Below are 20,185 nucleotides of genomic sequence, written 5' to 3'. Positions count from 1 at the left end.
GCCCCGATTATCTCATGTCGATACTGCTTGGTTAAGTCCGACAGGCTGCTAGAAATGCTCTATGGCATTGCTCAAGCCAACGATGGCAACCGGGCCGCCGGGCTATCCGGTTATCAGGCGTCGGTTGATTACATCAAAACGACACTTGAAGGCGCCGGGTATGACGTGACCATCCAGCCCTTCCCCTTCAATGCATTCTACCCGGCCGGCGATGGCGTACTTCAAGCTATCGCGCCCACGCCGATGGACTACGTGTGGGAAGAAGATTTTACCTACCTCACGCAGACTGAGCCGGGGGATGTATCAGGCACTGCTGTACCTGTCGATGTGCAGCTCGGCCCCAGCAACACGTCGACCAGCGGCTGCGAGCCGGAGGACTTTACCGATTTCCCGGCTGGCTCCATTGCGGTTATCCAGCGTGGAGCCTGTGCCTTTGGTCAGAAGGCTACCAATGCGGCTAATGCCGGCGCTGCAGGCGTGGTTATTTTCAACCAAGGCGACGCCGAAGATCGCAAAGGTTTGTTGAATGCCACTTTGGGTGACGATTACGCCGGAGGTATTCCGGTTATGTTCGCGACCTACGATGTAGGTGCAGATTGGGTTAACCAACCAGATCTGCAGCTGCGGGTTGTGGCCAACGTGGTAAGGGAGCAAACCGAGACCTTCAACGTGATAACCCAAACCCACCGAGGCAAATCGAATAACGTGGTGATGACCGGTGCTCACCTTGATTCCGTGTTTGCAGGTGCCGGTATAAACGACAACGGTTCTGGCAGTGCTGCTCTACTTGAACTGGCCCTGCAAATGAAGCGAGCGCGCCCTCGCAACCAGGTTCGCTTTGCCTGGTGGGGTGCTGAGGAAGCTGGTCTGGTGGGCTCGACCTTCTACGTAAACAGCCTTAACCAAGAAGAGCAGGACAAAATCAAGGTATACCTGAATTACGACATGATCGGTTCGCCCAACTTTGGCAACTTTATCTACGACGGTGATGGCTCTGATTTTGACCTTGCCGGCCCTCCAGGATCGGCCGCCACTGAGGCGCTTTTTGAAAAGTATTTCAACCTGCGTGGCATTGCGTCTGAGGGTACGGAAATAAGCTTTCGGTCTGATTACGCGCAGTTCTTTGAGGTTGGCATTGCGTTTGGCGGGCTGTTTACAGGCGCGGAGGGGATAAAAACCGAAGAGCAGGCTGCCAAATTTGGCGGTGAAGCCGGCGCTCCATACGATGCTTGCTATCACGCAGCGTGTGACGACATCACCAACGTTGACGAACTCGCGCTGGAGATTCACGGCGATGCCGCAGCATTTGTGACAAGCTGGCTGTCACTCTCAACCAGCGTGATCGATCGCGAAATTGCGGCAGCGGAAGATGCACAGCCTGCGGCCGGTGCACGTTCACTACAAACGAAGCAAAAGCACGACATTACCCATTGGGGTGATAAGTGGATCAAGTAGTCTTTCTATAGAAGAGCGTATGAAAAGGGCTGCTCGCAAGAGTGGCCCTTTTTCTAAATGAGTTGTTAATCTCGCTAAGGTACATCCTGCTTGTTAGCGTTCTTGCTTTGAGCAATGTCCTGTGCCCAGCTACGGTCATCGCCATCCGGTCGCAACGGCTCCTGATCTTGTCCCTGGGACGGAGCAAACACTACGCGGGTCAGCAAAGGAAAATGATCCGAACCGATGGAAGGTAGCCGGGTAATAGACGTAAGCGTGAAATGGTGACTGTGAAACAGGTGGTCAAGTGGCCATCGTAACAATCGATAATCCGCGTGAAACGTGCTGTAAAAGCCGCGTCCTACTCTTGGGTCCAGTAAGCCGCTGATTTTTCGGAACAACCGAGTGGTTGGCGACCAGGCTACGTCGTTCAAATCACCGGTTACGATCACAGGTTCGTCACTGTCAGCAACGCTGCGCGCAACAATCACAAGCTCTGCATCCCGTTCCGTCGATTCGTCGTTTTCCGTAGGGCTGGGTGGCGCAGGATGCACAAAATGAATCCGCACCTTCTCACCAGAACGCAGCTCGATCATCGCATGCATAGAAGGAACCTTCTCCTCGACCAAATAGCGCACCTTTGCCTCGTGCAGCGGTAGTCGAGAGAAAACATGCATGCCATACAAATTATCCAGTGGGCATTTGATGGTAAAAGGCATGTTGCTTTCCAGCACCGCCACTTGCCTCTAACACTAGTTCTACTGCGCTCTTACGTCCGTCAACGGTCGATAAGTCTGCCGTTACATCGCTACCGTTGCGATCGATGCCGATAACGGTGTGGCCAGCGTCACGAAGTTGTTTGGTCAGGGCTGCGCCAATTCCGGAAGCAGCGCCGGTTACAGCAGTAATAGGCATGATGTTGTCCTTTCTCCAATGATTAGTAACCCCGAACATCTGTAATAACAAATCCCAAGGTTGATTTTTATTCTGATATCGAGCAACTCTAGCATTGGCAAAAAAGGCGTGACGAGCATCGTCAATTCGGACCAGTTGGGGCGGCAATACCAAAGTCGACACCCTCCATTTATCCAAACAGACGATGCTGCTAGCGCAAGTCTGGGCAACCCTCGCAAAAGACACTTTATTTAAGTGGCATCCGACGCTTCAACAACAGCGTCGCAACAAAGGAAGAATTATGAATAATAAAACCAATCACCGGGTTACCACACGCTGGATTGCTACTGCCTGCGCCGGGCTGGCACTGAATAGCTGGGCGCTGGCGGAAACCGCACCGCAAACAACCACGGCGCAACAACCAAGCCAGTGGATGACCGGATTCCCTCCCGCCCCTGATCGTATTATCCGAAACTCTGACGCCGATTTTTTTGCCGGTGAAAAACTACGCTGGTCGGTTTGCCATCTCAGGGAGTTACTGCCAACAAAAAATGTGCACCGCGGCTTGGGCGCCCCGGTTAATTTTGAATACAACCTAGACCCGGCCATTGCAGACCTCCAATTTACCCGCACCGACACCCAAAAAACCATGACCTGGAACCAGGCATTTGATGCCAACCGCACCGATGGCCTCATAGTGCTGCACAAAGGTAAGGTGGTTTACGAACGCTACGCCGGTTGCCTCAACGAGATGGGCACTCATGCGGCAATGTCGATGACAAAATCGCTCACTGGCCTGCTGGCAGAAACGCTGATTGCTGAGGGCGTTATAGATGAAACAGCCCTTGCGGCAGAGTTGATCCCGGAACTTAAAGGCAGTGCGTTTGGCGATGCCAGCGTGCGCCAGATTCTGAACATGACCACCGGGCTCAAATACAGCGAGGACTATTCCGACCCTGAAGCCGACGTATGGAAATACTCCGCCGCCGCCAGCCCTATGCCACGGCCGGGCGACTATAAAGGCCCTCGCAGCTATTTCGAGTATCTGCAAACCGTTGAGGCGGAGGGCGAGCATGGCGATGCCTTCGCCTATAAAACCATCAACGCAGACACCATCGGCTGGATCATTTCTCGCAGCACGGGAAAATCAGTATCTGAACTGCTATCAGAACGTATCTGGCAACGTATGGGTGGTGAACAGTCGGCTTACTTTACCGTAGACTCTATTGGCACCCCCTTCGCAGGCGGTGGTTTGAATGCAGGCTTGCGAGACCTTGCCCGAGTGGGCCAACTCATGTTGAATGAAGGCAACTTTAATGGTGAGCAGTTAGTGCCAGCCGAAGCCGTGCGTAACATTCGTAAAGGCGGTGACCCTGAGCTGTTTGCCAAAGCAGGCTACACCAGCCTGCCAAACGGCAGCTACAAAAGCATGTGGTGGTTTTTCCACAACGACAACAACGCCTATGCCGCACGCGGGGTTCATGGCCAGACTATTTATATAGACCCTACAGCTAATATGGTGATCGTACGCTTGGCTTCGCACCCGCAGGCTGCCAATGCCAGCAACGACCCCACATCGCTGCCTGCTTATCAGGCTGTTGCGGATTATTTGATGAGGTAAAGGTACTGACATGCGGGAGCACGCAGTTGCTCCCGCCGCTAGAGAAGCACTCCTCCGCAATCCGGGTTAAAACAGGTCCACCATTAGTTAGGAACTCCGCCGGGAGTTCATGCAGCGGATGTTGGTGTAAAGTTCAGCTCCCCCCAAAAGGCTTTCATTGAGCGAATGCGGCCATCAGCATTAAATTCCATAACATCGATTACTTGGATTACGCCAGGCTGGTCACCGCCGTGTATAACAACACGAAAGGGCATCGCTCCCCAGCCGTTATCAGTAGCTCGAATGGCCCCTTCAAGCGAAGCCTGTACCTGTACTTTTCCCAATCCTTCGCGATAAAACTGCCCGATTGCCTCAATGCCACTATGCAGCGGCTGACCGACGGGATCTTCAACGGTAGCATCCTCCGCATAGAGAGCCAGAATACCGCCAACATCAATGGCATTCACCAACTCTACATAGCGAGCCATGGTGTCACGAACCTGCTGGGCAGATATCATCGAAAATCCTCTTTTAACAATTTTAGAGATCGAAATGCAGAAAGTAATCCTGCCTGCAATCCGTCTGAGCCGGGGCCTGTTTACAGATTATCAGCAGGTGCGACAAGATAGGGCATCGTCCTGTCAGACTAGACCAGAACCAGAATGCTTATCGGCTGTTCGACTCTATCGATACGGTCATACACAGAAAGGTAGAAGTAACGAGCTATTTGCCGAACGTGTTAGCTTTAAAATCATTTGCTGGCGAAAGCCACCCCCTGTCCGAGCCCTTATAGCCAATAGGATCAAAACGGGAGTCCCCGCCGTTAGAAAGGACCCCGTTTCTGCAGACACGTCCGCAACTCGAGTCAAGACAGGCCCAAGCACGAATTGCAGAGAACCTACCCACGCAGTCAACATTAGAGCCATCAAATTATATGGCCGGCAAGTCGGCCTGTATGAACACCAATTTGAAGGCGCGATAACCGACAACTCCATTCTTCTGGCTCTACTCCAACAACAGCTAAGCACTGTGCAGCTGGAAAAACCCCACCTACACCCACCCCGTGAGCCAACCGGGCTAGTAAGTAAAATAACCACAGCCGCCACGCCTTGGATGCCTTCTCATAGTGTTGGTAAACACAATCCATAACCGATTAGCACGAGCATAGAGGCAAGGCAGGTTACCGGGCGCGCGCCTGTGGGATCCACTACCCGCCCCCACCAAGGTGCGCAAAAAAACACGGGTGCCATGCCAGCTGACAAAATCAGCGACCAGAAGAGTCGCCCGCCGAAAGGTTCGTGTGCTCAATAAGCCAGGGCAGGCAATCAATCAGCGTCGGCTGCAACAGCCCCATCATAAGCACGGGCCTCCAAGCTCCCCTCCCTGAACCATCCTCATCCATCACTAACCTGTTGTCTTAACACGGAGTTGGTATTGATTGTCATTTACTGGTGATCACTTCGCAATCTTTCCCAAGGAAGATTTAGTCCATGCACAAACTATCCAAACCATAAAATACCATTGAACCTATCTGATAATCATTTACAATCGCGCTCTGTTTTCATAAGGAGAAACACTGAATGGCTGCCCGACTCACTGCATTCCGAACCTTACTTTCATTAACGATGGCCGCACCTTTCACCATTCATGCCGCACCAAAATCGCTGGATGAATTGGTTGTGGTTGGCAGTCGGGCGCCAGCTCAAATCAGTCAGATTCCGGGTTCTGTCTGGGTGTTGGAAGACGAGGAACTGGAAGAACAGTTCCGCGCCGGCCAGGATTTGAAGACAGTGATCGGGAAACTGGTGCCAAGCATGGACCTGGCTCCGGAAACCCGCACCAACTATGGCCAGAACATGCGTGGGCGCAGTGTGTTGGTGATGATTGATGGTGTGTCGCTCAATGGCTCCCGTGGGCTTAGCCGGCAGTTCGATTCTATCGACCCGTTCAATGTGGAGCGCATAGAGGTGCTCTCTGGTGCCACAGCAATATACGGTGGCGGCAGCACCGGCGGTATCGTCAATATCATCACCAAAAAAGGCCGGGAGGGCGATACCCAGTTCAGCACCGAAGTAGGTGTTTCCAGTGGTTTCAATGACACCGAAGATCGAAAGTTCCGGTTTGGCCAATCCATCGCCGGTGGTACTGATACGGTCAAAGGCCGCCTGGCTATTGCAACCGAGGACAACGGTGCAATGTACGATGGTGACGGTAATCCCATCATGCCAGACATTTCCCAGACAGATCTGCAGTACAACCGCAGTGTAGACGTACTGGGCAGCACCCAGATCCGTATTAATGAAAATCAGAGTCTGGATTTAACAGCTCAGCTCTACAACTCCCGTTATCAAGGAGATCAGGGTGTCTGGCTGGGGCCCAATCTTTCCGAGATCAACAACCCTGAAATTCGTGACGGTTTCTCCAGCGACCGAGTTCCCCAAACTGAGCGCTACATGTTCAATCTGGCGTGGCAGCATCTGGACTTTTTAGGCCACACGGCTTATGTGCAGGCTTCCATGCGTAACGAAGAATCGAGCTTTCACCCCTACCCTTATCAACGCTCAACGTTTCCCCAAAGCTACTTTGGCGCTTCAAGCCAGGACACACGCCAATACCTGCTCAAAGGGCTTCTGGTAAAGGATTTTGGTAGTGTTCAGCTTAACTATGGCATCGACCTTGACCGGGAAGACTTCTCCGCCAGCCAAATGATTTTCGATAACGCCACCTCGTTCCCTAGTGGTGGCTTAGTGTATGACGAACAATTCACGGTTGATCGCTATCCCGACTACCGTGTAGAAGGCATCGCCGCGTATTTTCAAGCTGAATGGCAGGCCACTGAAAGGCTTCAGCTGAACGCAGGCGTCCGTCAGCGGCATGCTCGTCTCGACATGGACGACTTTGTGGGCACCCAGCAAGCGGTTGAGGTGGAGCGTGGGCTGGCAACAGGTGCAGATGCCATTCCAGGGGGCAAGAGCGATTACGATGTAACTCTGCTGAATGCCGGTGCCATCTACAATTTGAACGACGATCACCAGGTTTGGGCCAACGTGAGCCAGGGCTTTGAAATTCCAGACCCAGGTAAAGTAGCCGGCCGGGGTAATTACAGCTTGGTGGGTGGCCGCTACGTGTTAACCAACTCCCTGAATATTAGCGACAACCCGATACCCGGGTTGAAAACCAACCAGATGGAGCTGGGCTGGCGCACCTATCAGGCCCGGTGGGATGCGCAGGTAGCGGCCTACTACACTTGGTCGGACAAAGAAGCCGTAACCAACCGAACCTCGTTAACAGTAGATGTAGTTGATAACAAAACCCGCGATTACGGCGTCGAAGGCGCACTCAGCTGGCGAGCCAACGAGCAGTGGTCTTTGGGCAGCACCGCTCACTATGTACGCTCTGAAGTGGAAGACGCAAATGGCGACTGGCAGAAGAACGTCGTGACCGCCGCGAGCTTACCGAATGCCACTGCTTTCGTTCAGTGGAGAGACACTCTCAACTCCGTTCGGCTCCAAGGCTCCCATGCCTTCGATATTGATGACGACGCCGGGGATGAAGTCGACGGTTACACGACGTTTGACCTGCTGACCGCTCGGGAACTTCCTCTGGGTCGCATCAATTTCTCTGTCTCCAACCTGCTCGACAAACAGTACGACACGGTATGGGGTCAGCGCGCCCAACTGTTCTACGGCTTTGAAAAGCTGTTCGACTTCAAGGGTCAGGGGCGCACCTACACCCTGACCTATTCCGTGGACTATTGATTGCATGTTGAAAGGTTATTGCTTCGGGCGCGCTCTGCGAGCCCTTGCTCTCATGTTGATTTGCCTCAACGTCTGGGCAGACACTGCAGTTTCACAGAATGCTGAAAAGCTACAGTTCAACGAAACGCCTCAACGAATTGTGGCTCTCAATTGGTGGTTGGCCGAACACCTTTTGGCACTGGATGTCACGCCAGTGGGCATGGCGGATTCAGAGGGCTACCGGGAATGGGTGGCGGAACCGGCGGCACCTGAGTCGGTAAAGTCTGTGGGTCGCCGGCAGGCACCCAATCTGGAAGCTATCCGAGCACTGGAACCGGATCTGATTCTGGTAACTGGACATCTAAAGGCCGCAGTGCCGGCTCTTCAGGCAATTGCGCCAACGCTGGTACAAACCACCTATGACACTGGCTCGAACCCTTGGGAAAGAGCAAGGGAACACTTACTTGCTTTAGGAAAAATATTAAACCGTGAAGATAAAGCCCGGGCGGTCATTGCTCAAGCGGATAAAGATCTTTCAGAAACACGGCGACAGCTATCAGAGGCCGGTTTAGCGAATCAGCCTGCATTTATCGTGCGCTTTCTGGACGACCGCCGTGTGCGAATCCATGGCGAAAACTCCATGCTCAATCAAGCACTGGAACAGGCAGGGCTTAACAACGTTTGGCATCGCCCCACTAACGTATGGGGTTTTACTCCAGGGACCCTCGCAGACTTAGGGGGCCATTCGAATGCCTGGCTGATTTATATAGAACCCTGGCCGGATGCCGATAGACAACGGCTGCAAGCCAGCGGCCTCTGGCCTTATGTACCCATGGCGAAAACGGGGCGCATCACCGGTGTTGGACCTGTGTGGACGTTCGGTGGCGTAATCAGCGTACCTAGAATGGCGCAAATGTTGGCTGAAAAGCTTATGAAAGGTACTCAGGAGCTGCAACCATGAGCCTGGTAACGTCACCGCATTATTCACCGCTACGGCTGATCACCCTTACATTGTCGTTACTGCTGGTGGGGCTGCTACTCTCTCCTGCAACCAGCCTCGACAACCTGGCTCGCCTGCCCGGCGCCTTGGCACTCTCTGCCTCCGCAAGCTTTGAGCAGGCCGTACTGCATTACACCTTGCTGCCAAGACTATCCATAGCCTTACTAACCGGCGCAGCCCTTGGGCTGGCAGGCACACTGGTACAACAGGTACTGCGCAACCCAATGGCGGCACCCACCACTTTGGGCGTCGCTGCCGGAGCCCAACTGGCTTTGGGACTGGTCATGTTGTTAGCGCCCTCTCTGCTTGTGTGGCGAGAGGCTTGGGCAATGGCTGGTGGGCTGGCAGCCCTTGCACTGGTGTTGCTTATGGGAGCACGCCGCGGGTTTGATCCGCTAACCCTAACCCTGTGCGGTCTGATCGTTAGCCTCTACCTTGGGGCTATCAACACGGTGATTTTGTTGTTCAACCAGGAACAACTCGCCGGGCTGTTTATCTGGGGCGCTGGGGAACTCAGCCAGAATGACTGGCGCAGCACCATCGAGTTACTGCCTCGTTTGGCTGTTGCAGCTGGTATTGCATTGGCTCTCTGGCGCCCACTGCAAGCGCTGGATCTAGGCACGGAGGGTGCGCGGTCGTTGGGACTTTCTCCGGGCATCACCCGTGTTCTGACGCTAACGTTGGCGGTGTACCTAACGGCTCTGACAGTCAGCCACGTGGGCGTTGTTGGCTTCATTGGTTTGGCAGCACCCGCAATCGTTCGATTGCTGGGAGCTCGCACTCTGCGACAACGCATGCTGGCTAGCACACTGACCGGCGCACTGATTTGTTTGATAGCTGACGGAATTGCCCAGCAGTTAACTCTTGTGTTCGGACATTTACTATTCCCTACCGGAGCGGCGACCGCACTCATAGGGGGGCCGGTGCTGCTATGGGTGCTAACACGCAATCGGCTAATGCCGGCACGCCCCGCCGAGCCAGTGTCGATAACGCCTAGCCGAAAGGACTTTTCGAAAACCGGCTTACTAGTGATGGGCCTGATTACGCTGGCTAGCCTCGCGACCACCCTGTTACTTGGCCCATCCTGGGCAGGTTGGCAGTGGACTCATTTTGGCGACGAGACAGCCTTGCTCGCCATGCGAATGCCCCGAATGACCACAGCATTAATGGCCGGAGGCCTGCTCGCCGGAGCTGGCGTCATCGTTCAAAGACTAACCCGTAACCCTATGGCCAGTCCGGAGCTACTAGGCATCAGCACGGGTGCCGCCATGGGCATGGTTGTGCTTACGCTGAGCTTTGGCTCTGGCAGCCGTACTTTGCAGATTCTGGCTGGCGGCCTTGGCGGCACTCTCGTTCTTTTGGCGCTCTTATTATTGAGCCGGCGCAGCAGTTTCTCTCCACAGCGCTTGCTTCTAGGTGGCATAGCGCTGTCGGCGCTGCTGGATGCGGGCACTCGTATGATATTAGCCGCGGGGGATGCTCAGGCTATTGTGCTGCTCAACTGGCTGGCGGGATCCACGTGGCTCTCTGGCCAAACCGATGCGTGGGTGCTTGTTGTAGTCACCCCTGTTCTGGCATTTATGGCAATTCTAGCAACCCGGTGGCTAGACATGATGCCTTTGGGTGACAGCACCGTTAGCTCTCTTGGCCTGCCACTGGCGCCAGCCCGCCTCCTTCTTCTGTTGTTAGCGGCACTCATGACAGCAGCCGCTACCCTGGTGGTCGGGCCCCTGTCGTTTGTCGGCCTCATGGCACCACATCTGGCGCGACTATTGGGTTATCAGCGGGCTCTGCCACAGTTGTTGGCTGCCTTTGTTATTGGCAGCCTGCTAATGCTCTGGGCCGACTGGCTCGCGCGCTCTGTGGTGTATCCACACGAGTTGCCCGCCGGTTTGGTAGCCACACTGATTGGAGGGGGGTATTTCCTGATGCGAATGTACCGAATGCCAAGTCGGCACTGATCTCGAAATCATATTCCCGGAAAACCGAATTCATTAAGAGAATCTGAATTATGTTTACCCTAGACGCTGTCAGCTACCGACTGCCTGAGAAAACCTTGCTTCACCCCATCGATCTGCGTATCGCCTATGGCCAAATGGTTGGGCTGGTTGGTCATAACGGTTCCGGTAAATCAACACTAGTGAAACTACTTGCCCGTCAGCTAAGACCCTCTTCCGGTCAGATCACGCTGGATGATAAAGACATACACCAATGGGGAAATCGACCTTTTGCACGTCAGGTGGCGTATCTGCCTCAGCAGCCACCCGCCACTGATGGTTTGACCACCCGTGAATTAGTGCGTTTTGGTCGTTATCCCTGGCATGGCGCTTTGGGGCGTTTCTCACGAGAAGATGAGACACAAGTGGAACGAGCCATGACGCTCACCGACACTGAAGCCTTTGCTAACCGTAGCGTGGATGAGTTGTCTGGTGGCGAACGACAAAGGGTCTGGCTGGCTATGCTGCTGGCCCAGAATGCACGCATTTTGCTGCTGGATGAACCCACTTCAGCGCTCGACGTAGCCCATCAACTGGAAGTGCTTTCTCTTGTTCGCAGGCTAGGCAAGGAGCTGGATATGGGAATTGTTGTTGTGTTACACGACATCAATATGGCGGCTGGTTTTTGCGACCATTTGGTTGCGCTACACAGTGGGCGGCTGTTGACGGAAGGCTCTCCGGATCAGCTGATGAACGAGCAAACCCTGAAAGACATTTATGGGGTTTCCATGTCCATCCTGCCCCACCCCCACCGTAAAGGCGCTCGTATCGCGGTGGCGTGAGTTTTCGTGAATTAGCGTGTTTCTGGGAGCAGTGCGCCCTTGGGTGGGCGGTCGATATGAGGGCAATTTCCGCACAGCGGCAGGCCCGGCAAACGATAACGTATGCAACAGAGCCTTCTTTGTCGCAGCGGTTCACAGGTCTCCCCCCGCTCCACATAACGAACTGGGTTAGCCATAGGATTGAGATGCCCACTGGGGCGCTTATTCAGTTCAATCAGTTGACGGCCATCCGCCAACGTTTGATGCGGCACGCCGCCGGCCTCTAACGAGCGAACAAGCCTCTCAAAATAGGTAGCCGCGTTGCTCCATAGCACACGACGTGAAATCTTGATGTGATCGCACCAACCATCAATCAAGGGAGAGAAATTGTTATCCATCAATTCCCGAAAACGCTCGAATGGATTCTCTGGAGTCACCTGGAATGACTGGCCACCGTGCGGTAACCGGAACGCAGCAGGCACACCGCCTTCCCCCATAATCACCTCAATCTTATCGAGAGCCACAGGTAATTCGTGCCCAGCAATCAAGTTGGCAGCCGCCACAGGTACGATCAACTTTGCAAAATAATGTTTGGACCAAAGAGAGATCAGCGCTCGCTGATCATCACCAGAATGCGATTTTTGATATTCACAAAGCAGCCGCCTCAAACCCTCTTCGGAAACAAGATCTGTCGCAGGAATTCCCTCACGCTGATCTTGCCCCTGCAAAACCAGCACACTCCCGTAAGGTTTTAGGTCACCGGTAAACAGAGAAGAAAGAACAGGTATAGTCATAGCGGATCTGCGTAACTCTCAGGTGAAGTCTGCTAAAAGGCGGGGGTTAAAGATAATGAGAATTGTTTAGATTATACACGGAAAGATGAAAATAACGAGCTATTTGCCGAACGTGGTAGCGTTAAAATCAATTGGAATGTTGAAAACTTGTCGTCGTCGCCATGACTCGAACATCACATCTTAGACTTTAAGCGGAGGGCTTTAACTAATTGTACTAGAAGGAAAGTATGGAGGCGCGGGCCGGAATCGAACCGGCGTACACGGAGTTGCAGTCCGCTGCATAACCACTCTACCACCGCGCCGGAAAAGATCGAAGGAATCGGATCTTTGTGCTCTCAGGTGGGAGTTGAGAGACTTGAAATAATTGGAGCGGGAAACGAGATTCGAACTCGCGACCTCAACCTTGGCAAGGTTGCGCTCTACCAACTGAGCTATTCCCGCTTTTCGTTACCGAATTAATGCCTCGACAACGGATGCGTATTCTACGGATTACGGTTCTTGCGTCAATACCTTTTTTAAGTTTTTGTTTTACGGGCAGTTTACGAACAAATTTTAACCAGTAACGCTCTGCAACTTCAGCGCATCTAGATCGCGGGGCTCAACGCCCAAATCCCGCCATTTTTCAGGGTGACAGGTGAATAGCAGTATTTGGTGCCGGGTAGCGGCGTCAAACAGGATGCGCTTCATGCCATCCAAGCGCTGTGCATCACTGTGGACCAAGGTGTCATCCAAAATGATCAGCGTTGGACGCCCTGCTTCCCGCAACAAGTCGGCGTAAGCCAACCGGCTGATCAGGCCCATTTGTTCCCTGGCGCCGTAACTCAGTTCCGCCATCTGGCCCAGTTCGCTGCCACGGCTGAACTTGCCAGGCATTAGGTTTTCATCCACTTCCAGACTTGCCTCTGGAAACAGTACAGTTAGGTAATGATCCAGGTGTTTCTGCAGCGGAGCCTGCAGCCGGCGCGTAAGGGCTTGGCGCTTTTCTTTTAATAGGTTCAGCAGCAAGTTCAGCGCCTTCGCACGGCGATCCAGTTCACGGTAGCGGCGATGGGCGTGTTCCAGCTCGGCCATTTTCTCGTTGCATTGCTCTTCCAGCCCTTCTGCGCCCCAGGCCTCTAGCCTTGCTTTGATCTCACTCAGCTCCACGGCACGCTTTTGCTGAGCACTTTCCTGATGCTCCGCGGTGGCCTGGTATCGTTCAATATCCTGCTTTAAGAGTTCCGGTCGAGCTTCGCTGATTTTCGCTTCCCGCTCTTTTAGCGCCGTCTCTAGTTCTAGCTGCTGCTTTTCTGCGGTGATGATATCCCGGGCAAGCTCTTCTTTCTGCTGTTGGCGCTCAGGGCTGTTTAGCTCCTCTGTCATTCGCTGCCACTCGCGGTGGGCTGTCTCACTGGCATAGCGAGCTTTCAGCAACTGGGTTTCATGGTCGCGTTGCCGGGATTCTGCATCCGCCAGCCGTTGCTCCGTTTGCTTCAGCTCGGCTTCCACATGGCTTAGGGACTTATTGTCTCCTTCAGTGGCAACGGGCAAGGCTTCAAGCTCTGCCGTGCGGGCAAGCAACTCGGCCTCTACTTCTGCCATCACTGAGCACAGCTGTTCAATGCCATTGGCGGCCAGGGATTTCAAAAGCTCATCAAAACGTTGTATCTGCGCCTCTGCATCCTGCAGCCGGGCCTGTTTCTGTTCAGCGGCTTCAACAGACTCAACCTTTAGGGTGGCCAATTGCTGAACGAGTGAGTGCTCCAGCCGCTCAAGCTGGCGGCGAAGGCTTGCTAGCTCATCACCGCCAGGCTGAATTCCAAGGCTGCCCACGCCGGGAATGTCGAGTACACCTTGTTCCAAAAGAAGCTTTTCGCCCTGCCCCTCAATGCTCAGGCCATTAAGAGCCAATTTTTTATCTGGGTTCAGATTCCAGCTTACGCGAGTGGCCACCGTTTGAGTGCGAATATTCGCGTCGTCTAACTCGCGCTGTGTTTGTTGTAACTGGCGTAGCGCACCCGCGTCGATCTGGTTTTGCTGTTTTTGATTTCGGGCGCTGTCTAGCGATGTTTGAATGCCCTTGGCCTTTTCCTGGTTTTGTTGCAGCTTGGCTAGCTCTGTTTTTAACCGCTCACAGTCTTTTTGCAGGCGTTCCTGCTTATCTCTGAGATGAGCCTGTTTCACCGCTGCAGTGGCGAGCTGGTATTGACCGCGAGCGTTTTCAACGGCGGCTGCCAGTTCCGGGCTGGCGAGCTCTTCGCGCTCAAGCTCTTGTTTTGCTTTCTGGCGGCTCTGGTGGCGCTGCTCCAACTGTTCGCTTTGGTTGCGCCAATGAGCTTGGCTTTGCTGCAATAACGTGAGGTTCTGCTGTAAATGCTTCAGGGAATCGAGGCCACGGCTCTGTTGCTCCTGCAGTGCTTCAACGTCGCGGTATTTGGTTTGTGCCAGTTGCATGCTACGCCGGGCTTCTTCCCAAGGCCGCTCCTGATTGGCTTTGTCATGCTCGATTGCCAAACTGCCAAGGCGATCAACCTGTGCCCGATATTGCTCAACCCGGGCTTTCAGGTCAGACACCTGTTCCTGCAGTGTTTCCCGGTCGTTAGCTAGAGTTAAGTAGTCGCCCCGTGGTTTTCCGGTGGCGGTCAGTAGCTCCTTTCTCTGCTGCTCGACTGATTGAATAATCTCGTCGCCGCCTGTACTGGCTACTTCACCCACCAGATTGTTCAATGCAGATTTTAAATGACCGCCAGCGTGTTGCACGGCTTTTTCGATATCCTGCCCAGTACCCTGCTCAACCCAGAGCAAACCTGGAATACCCCAGTGCTCTTCTTTGCTCGCGCCTTTCTTGGGGAATTGATAGCCAAGCAGTTCAGCAAGTTTTTCTTCGGCCTCTTCACCACTAAAGCCTTCACCATCGATCAACAAGTCACAGCGATGTCGTTTGAGAAAGCGCTTGTCCAATTGCCAGTTCTGGCCACGGTGTTCAAATACCAGTTGAACGGTGGGTGCCGCTGAGGAATCCCCCCAGGGCGCGAGATCTTCCGCCGACTTTGACCGATAACGCTCAAAGAAAGCCGCTCGAATGGCCCGAACCAGAGTGCTTTTGCCGGATTCGTTGGGGCCGTGAATCAGGTTGATACCGGGTTGCAGGTTGCCGAGTTCAACGGCATGTCTAAACTGTCGGAACTGTTCCACTCGAAGGTGCTGTAGCTTCACTGGGCCACCTCCGTATCGTTCGATATGAGCAAGCCGGCCAGAATGGCCAGTGCATCCCGTGCAACCTCCGCATCGTCATCCGCATTCACAGCTTGCTGCCCTTCTCGTAGCTCTTGAACCACTTCCCCGAGGTAGCCGTCTGCATGCAATGCGGCAATATCATCCTCAGTTGGTTCCAGCTGCAGCCCAGCGCGATCACAGGTAACACTGCGATACTTTGCTTCAGCGATGGAGAGCGCATCGGTCAGCTTTTGATCGCCGGCCAATGTAAGAGTGCCGTCTAGCTTCAGGTCTAAAACCGAGGCTTCGGGCAGTTCATTTATTCGGTTCAGCAACTCATCCAGATCAGACGGTACGGATAAGCTTTCTCGCCACTGGTGCCATTGATAACGGGCGGTTTCATGGCGAGTAACTGTTGGGGTGGCGCCTGGCTGTTCTATATCAACAATTAGCACGTAGCCGGCGTCGTTATTTCGGAAGCGCTCCGGCTCATGTGTGCCGCTATACCAAGTGCGCTGGTTAATCTCTTTAACACCGTGCCAGTCACCCAGGGCCAGGTAATCCAGTTTTGCAGTTTCTGTTCGATTGGGGGCAATGGGATTGGTTGAATCTATGTCATCAGGCAGAACGCCCTGCACGCTGCCGTGGCCCAGACCTATGCGCAGTAGGTTTGGAGCGGTTTCTATACTGTCGAATGGCTGAGTTAGGTCGCCGTAGGTATGGCGCTGTGTAAGAGGTCCCGCCAGCACAACCATACCCTGCTCGGGCAAGGGTACAATACCTGACTCAAGCGCAAGGTGTACGTTATCCGGAACGGCGTTTAACCGCCTTGCCCGTGTCCACACACTCTCCGCCAGCGCTGCATCGTGGTTGCCGGGAAGCATTACCCAGGGGCCGTTAAAGCCACGGGTGGCGTTAAACACCCGCCGAATGGTGCGATCAGACACGGTTTGCGCATCAAACACGTCACCCGCCACCAGTACCGCATCGCACCCGTGCTCTGTGGCCAACGCGGCCAAGCGCTCTATGGCGTCGTAGCGAGCCTCCACAAGTGCTGCACCGTCTTCAGTGTCGAACCGGCTGTAGGTTCGGCCCATTTGCCAGTCGGCTGTGTGTAGAAATTTTGGCACCTGCTTTCTCCTTGCTCTTTATCATTAGCGACCAGCGGCTTATCGCCAGCAGGCGAAACAGCTCGTCGCACAATACAGGCTTGCGCGGCGGCCATAAAGAATTGCCACAACCGGCGTGTTACACTCAACCCAACTCAACGGGGTGCTGGGCAAATGCCGAGCTGAGACCATACCCGCGGAACCTGATCCGGATTATGCCGGCGAAGGGATTGAGCACTCATCAACTCTGGTGGGGCCCGCAGTATGGTTACCTCTAACTGAATAGATGTTCTCAATTTATTGCTGAGGTTACACCACCATGCTTATCCGGGCGTTTACGCTTCTTCTGCTCGCCATCACCTCTGTGCCTGCAATTGCCGAAAAGGCCGCAACCCTAACAATCTATACCCACCCGTCTTTTGCAGCTGAATGGGGCCCGGGGCCAGCCGTTAAAGAAGCCTTTGAGCAAACTTGTGACTGCCAGATTCACTATGTAGTGCTCAACAGCGGTGGCGACATTCTCCAACGCCTGCGCCTTGAAGGCGAAAGCACCCAGGCCGACCTGGTTCTGGGTCTGGATACCGCCACCATGGAGACAACACGACAGACCGGCCTGCTGGGCAATCATGAAGCGGACTTGGCTGCCCTTGAGTTGCCTATAGATTGGAAAGACCCGGTGTTTGTACCCTACGACTGGGGCTACTTCGCGTTTGTTTACGATACAGAGCAATTGCCCAATCCACCGGAAAGCCTGGAGGCGCTTATTGCCGCCCCAGATGATCTTAAGATCATTATCCAAGACCCCAGAACCAGTACCCCCGGCCTCGGCCTGTTGTTATGGATGCGCCACGTATACGGCAATCAGGCTCCGGAAAAATGGCAGCAGTTGAGCGGTAAAATTCTTACCACTACCAAAAGCTGGAGCGATGGCTATTTCTCGCTGTTCATGAATGGAGAGGCGCCGATGATTCTTTCCTACAGCACTTCGCCGGCTTACCACATGGCGGTGGATAAAACCGACCGATACCAGGCTGTTGAATTCAAGGAAGGTCACTATCTGCAAGTGGAAGTTGCGGCGCTGGTGAAATCCTCTGATAAAAAGGAACTGAGCCGGGCGTTTCTCGATTTTATGCTAAGTGCCGATTTCCAGCGCCACATTCCTTTGAAGAATGTGATGTACCCCGCCACAGACTTAGGCGACGAGTTACCGGCTGTGTTCGACCAGCTGATTCAGCCCACAGAAGCTCTTTATTTTGGCCCGAAAGCCGTAAACGAAAACCGTCGTGAATGGCTAAACGAATGGCTTGATGCCATGACGCGTTAACCACATAACATCATGCCCTCTGTGATGAATCCCAAGCGGCACCCTGCACCTTTTAGCCGCCCAGCCTGGCAACTCTGGCCCGGGCTGGCCATTGCTGGCGCGCTGATCGTATTGACAGTGGCTGGGCTGGGCGCATTGATTTGGGAAACATCTCTGCCGAGTGGGAGTGAATTGTGGCAAAACCGTTACTTACGCACGGTCATTACCTTTACCGCTTGGCAAGCATTTCTGTCGGCGGTGCTCAGTCTGCTTGTGGCGGTTCCTGTTGCCCGAATTCTGGCCAGGCAACCCTCATTTCCCGGTCGTTCTGTGTTGCTTCGCTTAATGGAGCTCAGCCTTGTGCTCCCCTCCATTGTGGCGGTGTCTGGCCTAATTAGTGTTTACGGGCGCCAGGGCTGGTTCACGGGGTTAGCCAATGACTGGCTGGGCGTGTCCTGGAACGTGTATGGCATTAACGGCATTGTGCTGGCCCATGTGTTCTTCAACGCGCCCTTGGCCGCACGCATTCTATTGCAAGCGATTGAAAGCGCCCCCGCATCCCAGCGGCGAGTGGCCGCACAGTTGGGGCTTGGCCGTTGGTGGTATTGGCGGGCAGTGGAGTGGCCTGCGGTAAAAACTGTTATGCCCGGCCTTGCTGCCCTGGTTTTCACCCTGTGCTTCACCAGCTTTGCCATTGTGATGACCCTGGGTGGCGGGCCGGCGGCCACCACCATAGAAGTTGCTATCTATCAGTCATTACGATTTGAATTTGATGCCGGCCAGGCCGCCTTGCTTGCCATGGTTCAGCTGGTTATTTGTGGATCTTTGTGGTGGATGGCTGCCCGCCACGGGCTCACCGCATCGCTGCTTCCAGACAGGCGAGTGGCCTCACACCGAAGCAAAGCCGGCAGTTCACTTAAAGCACGCTTAGCAGATAGTGCAGTGCTTGGATGCTTCGTACTTTTTTTGATCATGCCGTTGGCCGCTATTTTACTGAGAGGATTGCCCGGCATGGGCTCGGCTTTCTTCCCGGAAGGCAGTTTTACGGTAAACCCGGCATTGCTCGATGCCACTTTAAGGAGCCTCGCCATCGCCCTGCCTGCAGGGTTGATGTCAGTGAGCGCTGCCTTGCTGATCCTTGCCTGTGGTACGACAACCTCTTGGCCTGCGGTTACCCGGCTTACCGGTGTAGCAGCTTACCTAACCTTGATGGTGCCGCCCCTGGTTCTGGGCACGGGTTTGTTCTTGCTGTTCAGGCCAAGCCTTGGCAGTTCCAGCCAGGGCCTGATATTGGTTACCCTCATCAACGCCATGATGGCCCTGCCCTTTGTGCTGCAAATGCTCAAGGGACCCATGGGGAGCCTGGATTCAGCAAGCCGCCAGCAGGCCGACCAACTTGGCGTGCTGGGTTGGTACCGGTGGCGTTGGCTGCATTGGCCAAGGTTGCGCCGGCCACTGGCTCTGGCCATGGCCTACGGCACAGGTTTGTCACTGGGAGACTTCGGCGTTATCGCCCTGTTTGGCACTCCGGGCCAGCCCACCCTGCCTGTTCTGCTTTACCAGCAATTGGGCAGCTACCGAATTGATGCCGCTGCTGCAACCGGGTTGTGGTTAGTTCTGCTTCTACTCGCACTGTTCAGCTTGTTTAACCGGCTGGGAATTCCAGCTCGCAGATCCAATCACGCGGCTAATTCGCCAAATACAGTTACGGAGCCAGAGCATGCTTGAAGTAAAAAATGTGGTTTTCGCCTATCCCGACCAAAACACGCCCTGGAACTTTCATTTTAGCGTGGAGCCTGGTCAGTGCATCGCCATCCATGGAGCCAGTGGGTCTGGAAAATCCACGTTAATGAATTTACTGGCGGGCTTTCTTCAGCCGAAGTCTGGCGATATTCTTTGGCAGGGCAAAAGTATTCGCAATCACGCGCCTTGGCAGCGGCCGATGACCAGTGTGTTTCAAGAGCACAACCTGTTCGAGCATCTAAGTGTTGAGACAAATATTGGCCTGGGCATTCACCCGGGGTTGAAGCTCACACAGGAAGACCGGCAAGCCATTGAACGCGGCTTACAAAAGGTTGGGCTTGGCGAGTTTGGTATGCGGCTGCCCGGTGATCTCTCTGGTGGCCAGCGACAGCGCGTCGCCCTACTACGGGCAATTCTTCGCCAGCAACCTTTGTTACTTCTGGATGAGCCGCTAACGGGGCTAGACAGCGATGCTGGGGATATTCTGCGGCAATTGTTACTCGAACAAAAAGCCAACGGCACACTCATGGTACTGGCCAGTCACGACAAGGAAGACCGCCGGATACTGGCAGATAGCGCCTGTAATCTCTAAGCTAGTAAACTAACCAACCAACTTTT

At 54.2% G+C, this 20,185-nt stretch carries 15 protein-coding genes, 2 tRNA genes and 1 riboswitch; of the genes, 9 read left to right on the top strand and 8 right to left on the bottom strand.

Going from position 1 to position 20,185, the window contains the following annotated elements; genetic code table 11:
• Positions 1-1,455, top strand: a 1,455-nt coding sequence (locus ACTH3S_RS08580; RefSeq protein ID WP_441808599.1) for a M28 family metallopeptidase, incomplete at its 5' end; no start/stop codon positions are given.
• 74 nt (positions 1,456-1,529) lie between these two features.
• Here the strand turns inward: ACTH3S_RS08580 and ACTH3S_RS08575 are convergent.
• Both ACTH3S_RS08575 and ACTH3S_RS08570 read right to left on the bottom strand, forming a co-directional pair.
• Positions 1,530-2,153 carry an endonuclease/exonuclease/phosphatase family protein gene (locus ACTH3S_RS08575; protein ID WP_441808598.1) on the bottom strand — a complete coding sequence of 208 codons (624 nt, stop codon included), beginning with the start codon at positions 2,151-2,153 and terminating at the stop codon, positions 1,530-1,532.
• A complete protein-coding gene (locus tag ACTH3S_RS08570; protein ID WP_441808597.1) occupies positions 2,122-2,511 on the bottom strand; it encodes an NAD-dependent epimerase/dehydratase family protein in 390 nt (129 codons plus the stop codon). Before ACTH3S_RS08570 ends, ACTH3S_RS08575 begins: the two co-directional genes overlap by 32 nt.
• A gap of 118 nt (positions 2,512-2,629) precedes the next feature.
• On the opposite strand from ACTH3S_RS08570, the gene ACTH3S_RS08565 reads away from it, so the two are divergent.
• On the top strand, positions 2,630-3,949 hold the full coding sequence (locus ACTH3S_RS08565) for a serine hydrolase domain-containing protein (protein ID WP_441808596.1): 1,320 nt from the start codon (positions 2,630-2,632) through the stop codon (positions 3,947-3,949).
• A gap of 107 nt (positions 3,950-4,056) precedes the next feature.
• Here the strand turns inward: ACTH3S_RS08565 and ACTH3S_RS08560 are convergent, their stop codons facing one another.
• Complete coding sequence (locus ACTH3S_RS08560; protein WP_441808595.1) at positions 4,057-4,446, bottom strand: nuclear transport factor 2 family protein; 390 nt, start codon at positions 4,444-4,446, stop codon at positions 4,057-4,059.
• 1,062 nt (positions 4,447-5,508) lie between these two features.
• Here ACTH3S_RS08560 and ACTH3S_RS08555 point away from each other — a divergent pair.
• From ACTH3S_RS08555 to ACTH3S_RS08540, 4 genes are read left to right on the top strand one after another with little or no spacing between them, the layout of a single operon-like run.
• Complete coding sequence (locus tag ACTH3S_RS08555) at positions 5,509-7,686, top strand: TonB-dependent receptor (RefSeq protein ID WP_441808594.1); 2,178 nt, start codon at positions 5,509-5,511, stop codon at positions 7,684-7,686.
• Between the two features lie 4 nt (positions 7,687-7,690).
• Positions 7,691-8,626, top strand: a complete 936-nt coding sequence (locus ACTH3S_RS08550; protein WP_441808593.1) for an ABC transporter substrate-binding protein — start codon at positions 7,691-7,693, stop codon at positions 8,624-8,626.
• Positions 8,623-10,626 (top strand): Fe(3+)-hydroxamate ABC transporter permease FhuB, encoded by a 2,004-nt coding sequence (fhuB, locus tag ACTH3S_RS08545; protein ID WP_441808592.1) that lies wholly within the window; start codon positions 8,623-8,625, stop codon positions 10,624-10,626. The genes ACTH3S_RS08550 and fhuB overlap by 4 nt, the downstream gene beginning before the upstream one ends.
• 50 nt (positions 10,627-10,676) lie before the next feature.
• Positions 10,677-11,444, top strand: coding sequence for an ABC transporter ATP-binding protein (locus tag ACTH3S_RS08540; RefSeq protein WP_441808591.1), 768 nt, complete (start codon positions 10,677-10,679; stop codon positions 11,442-11,444).
• An 11-nt stretch (positions 11,445-11,455) separates the two neighbouring features.
• On the opposite strand, the gene fhuF is transcribed toward ACTH3S_RS08540, so the two are convergent.
• The 5 genes from fhuF to ACTH3S_RS08515 all read right to left on the bottom strand — a co-directional run bounded on the left by fhuF (position 11,456) and on the right by ACTH3S_RS08515 (position 16,542).
• Positions 11,456-12,217, bottom strand: a complete 762-nt coding sequence (fhuF, locus tag ACTH3S_RS08535) for a siderophore-iron reductase FhuF (RefSeq protein ID WP_441808590.1) — start codon at positions 12,215-12,217, stop codon at positions 11,456-11,458.
• Between the two features lie 228 nt (positions 12,218-12,445).
• Positions 12,446-12,519, bottom strand: a tRNA-Cys gene (locus ACTH3S_RS08530).
• 63 nt (positions 12,520-12,582) lie between these two features.
• Positions 12,583-12,658: transfer RNA gene (locus ACTH3S_RS08525), tRNA-Gly, on the bottom strand.
• A gap of 111 nt (positions 12,659-12,769) precedes the next feature.
• Positions 12,770-15,412 (bottom strand): AAA family ATPase, encoded by a 2,643-nt coding sequence (locus ACTH3S_RS08520; protein ID WP_441808589.1) that lies wholly within the window; start codon positions 15,410-15,412, stop codon positions 12,770-12,772.
• A complete protein-coding gene (locus ACTH3S_RS08515) occupies positions 15,409-16,542 on the bottom strand; it encodes a metallophosphoesterase family protein (RefSeq protein ID WP_441808588.1) in 1,134 nt (377 codons plus the stop codon). Before ACTH3S_RS08515 ends, ACTH3S_RS08520 begins: the two co-directional genes overlap by 4 nt.
• A gap of 128 nt (positions 16,543-16,670) precedes the next feature.
• A riboswitch (TPP riboswitch) is annotated at positions 16,671-16,768 on the top strand.
• A 72-nt stretch (positions 16,769-16,840) separates the two neighbouring features.
• On the opposite strand from ACTH3S_RS08515, the gene thiB reads away from it, so the two are divergent.
• Genes thiB through ACTH3S_RS08500 form a run of 3 tightly spaced genes read left to right on the top strand, consistent with a single transcriptional unit; the run spans position 16,841 to position 20,159 of the window.
• Positions 16,841-17,845 (top strand): thiamine ABC transporter substrate binding subunit, encoded by a 1,005-nt coding sequence (gene thiB / locus ACTH3S_RS08510; protein WP_441808587.1) that lies wholly within the window; start codon positions 16,841-16,843, stop codon positions 17,843-17,845.
• A gap of 12 nt (positions 17,846-17,857) precedes the next feature.
• On the top strand, positions 17,858-19,552 hold the full coding sequence (gene thiP, locus ACTH3S_RS08505) for a thiamine/thiamine pyrophosphate ABC transporter permease (protein ID WP_441808586.1): 1,695 nt from the start codon (positions 17,858-17,860) through the stop codon (positions 19,550-19,552).
• A complete protein-coding gene (locus ACTH3S_RS08500; protein WP_441808585.1) occupies positions 19,545-20,159 on the top strand; it encodes a thiamine ABC transporter ATP-binding protein in 615 nt (204 codons plus the stop codon). The genes thiP and ACTH3S_RS08500 overlap by 8 nt, the downstream gene beginning before the upstream one ends.
• Positions 20,160-20,185 lie beyond the last annotated feature (26 nt).

Origin of the sequence: Marinobacter sp., from assembly GCF_052094685.1 — a bacterium.
Lineage (GTDB): Bacteria > Pseudomonadota > Gammaproteobacteria > Pseudomonadales > Oleiphilaceae > Marinobacter.
This window is presented reverse-complemented; position numbering and strand designations above follow the sequence as displayed.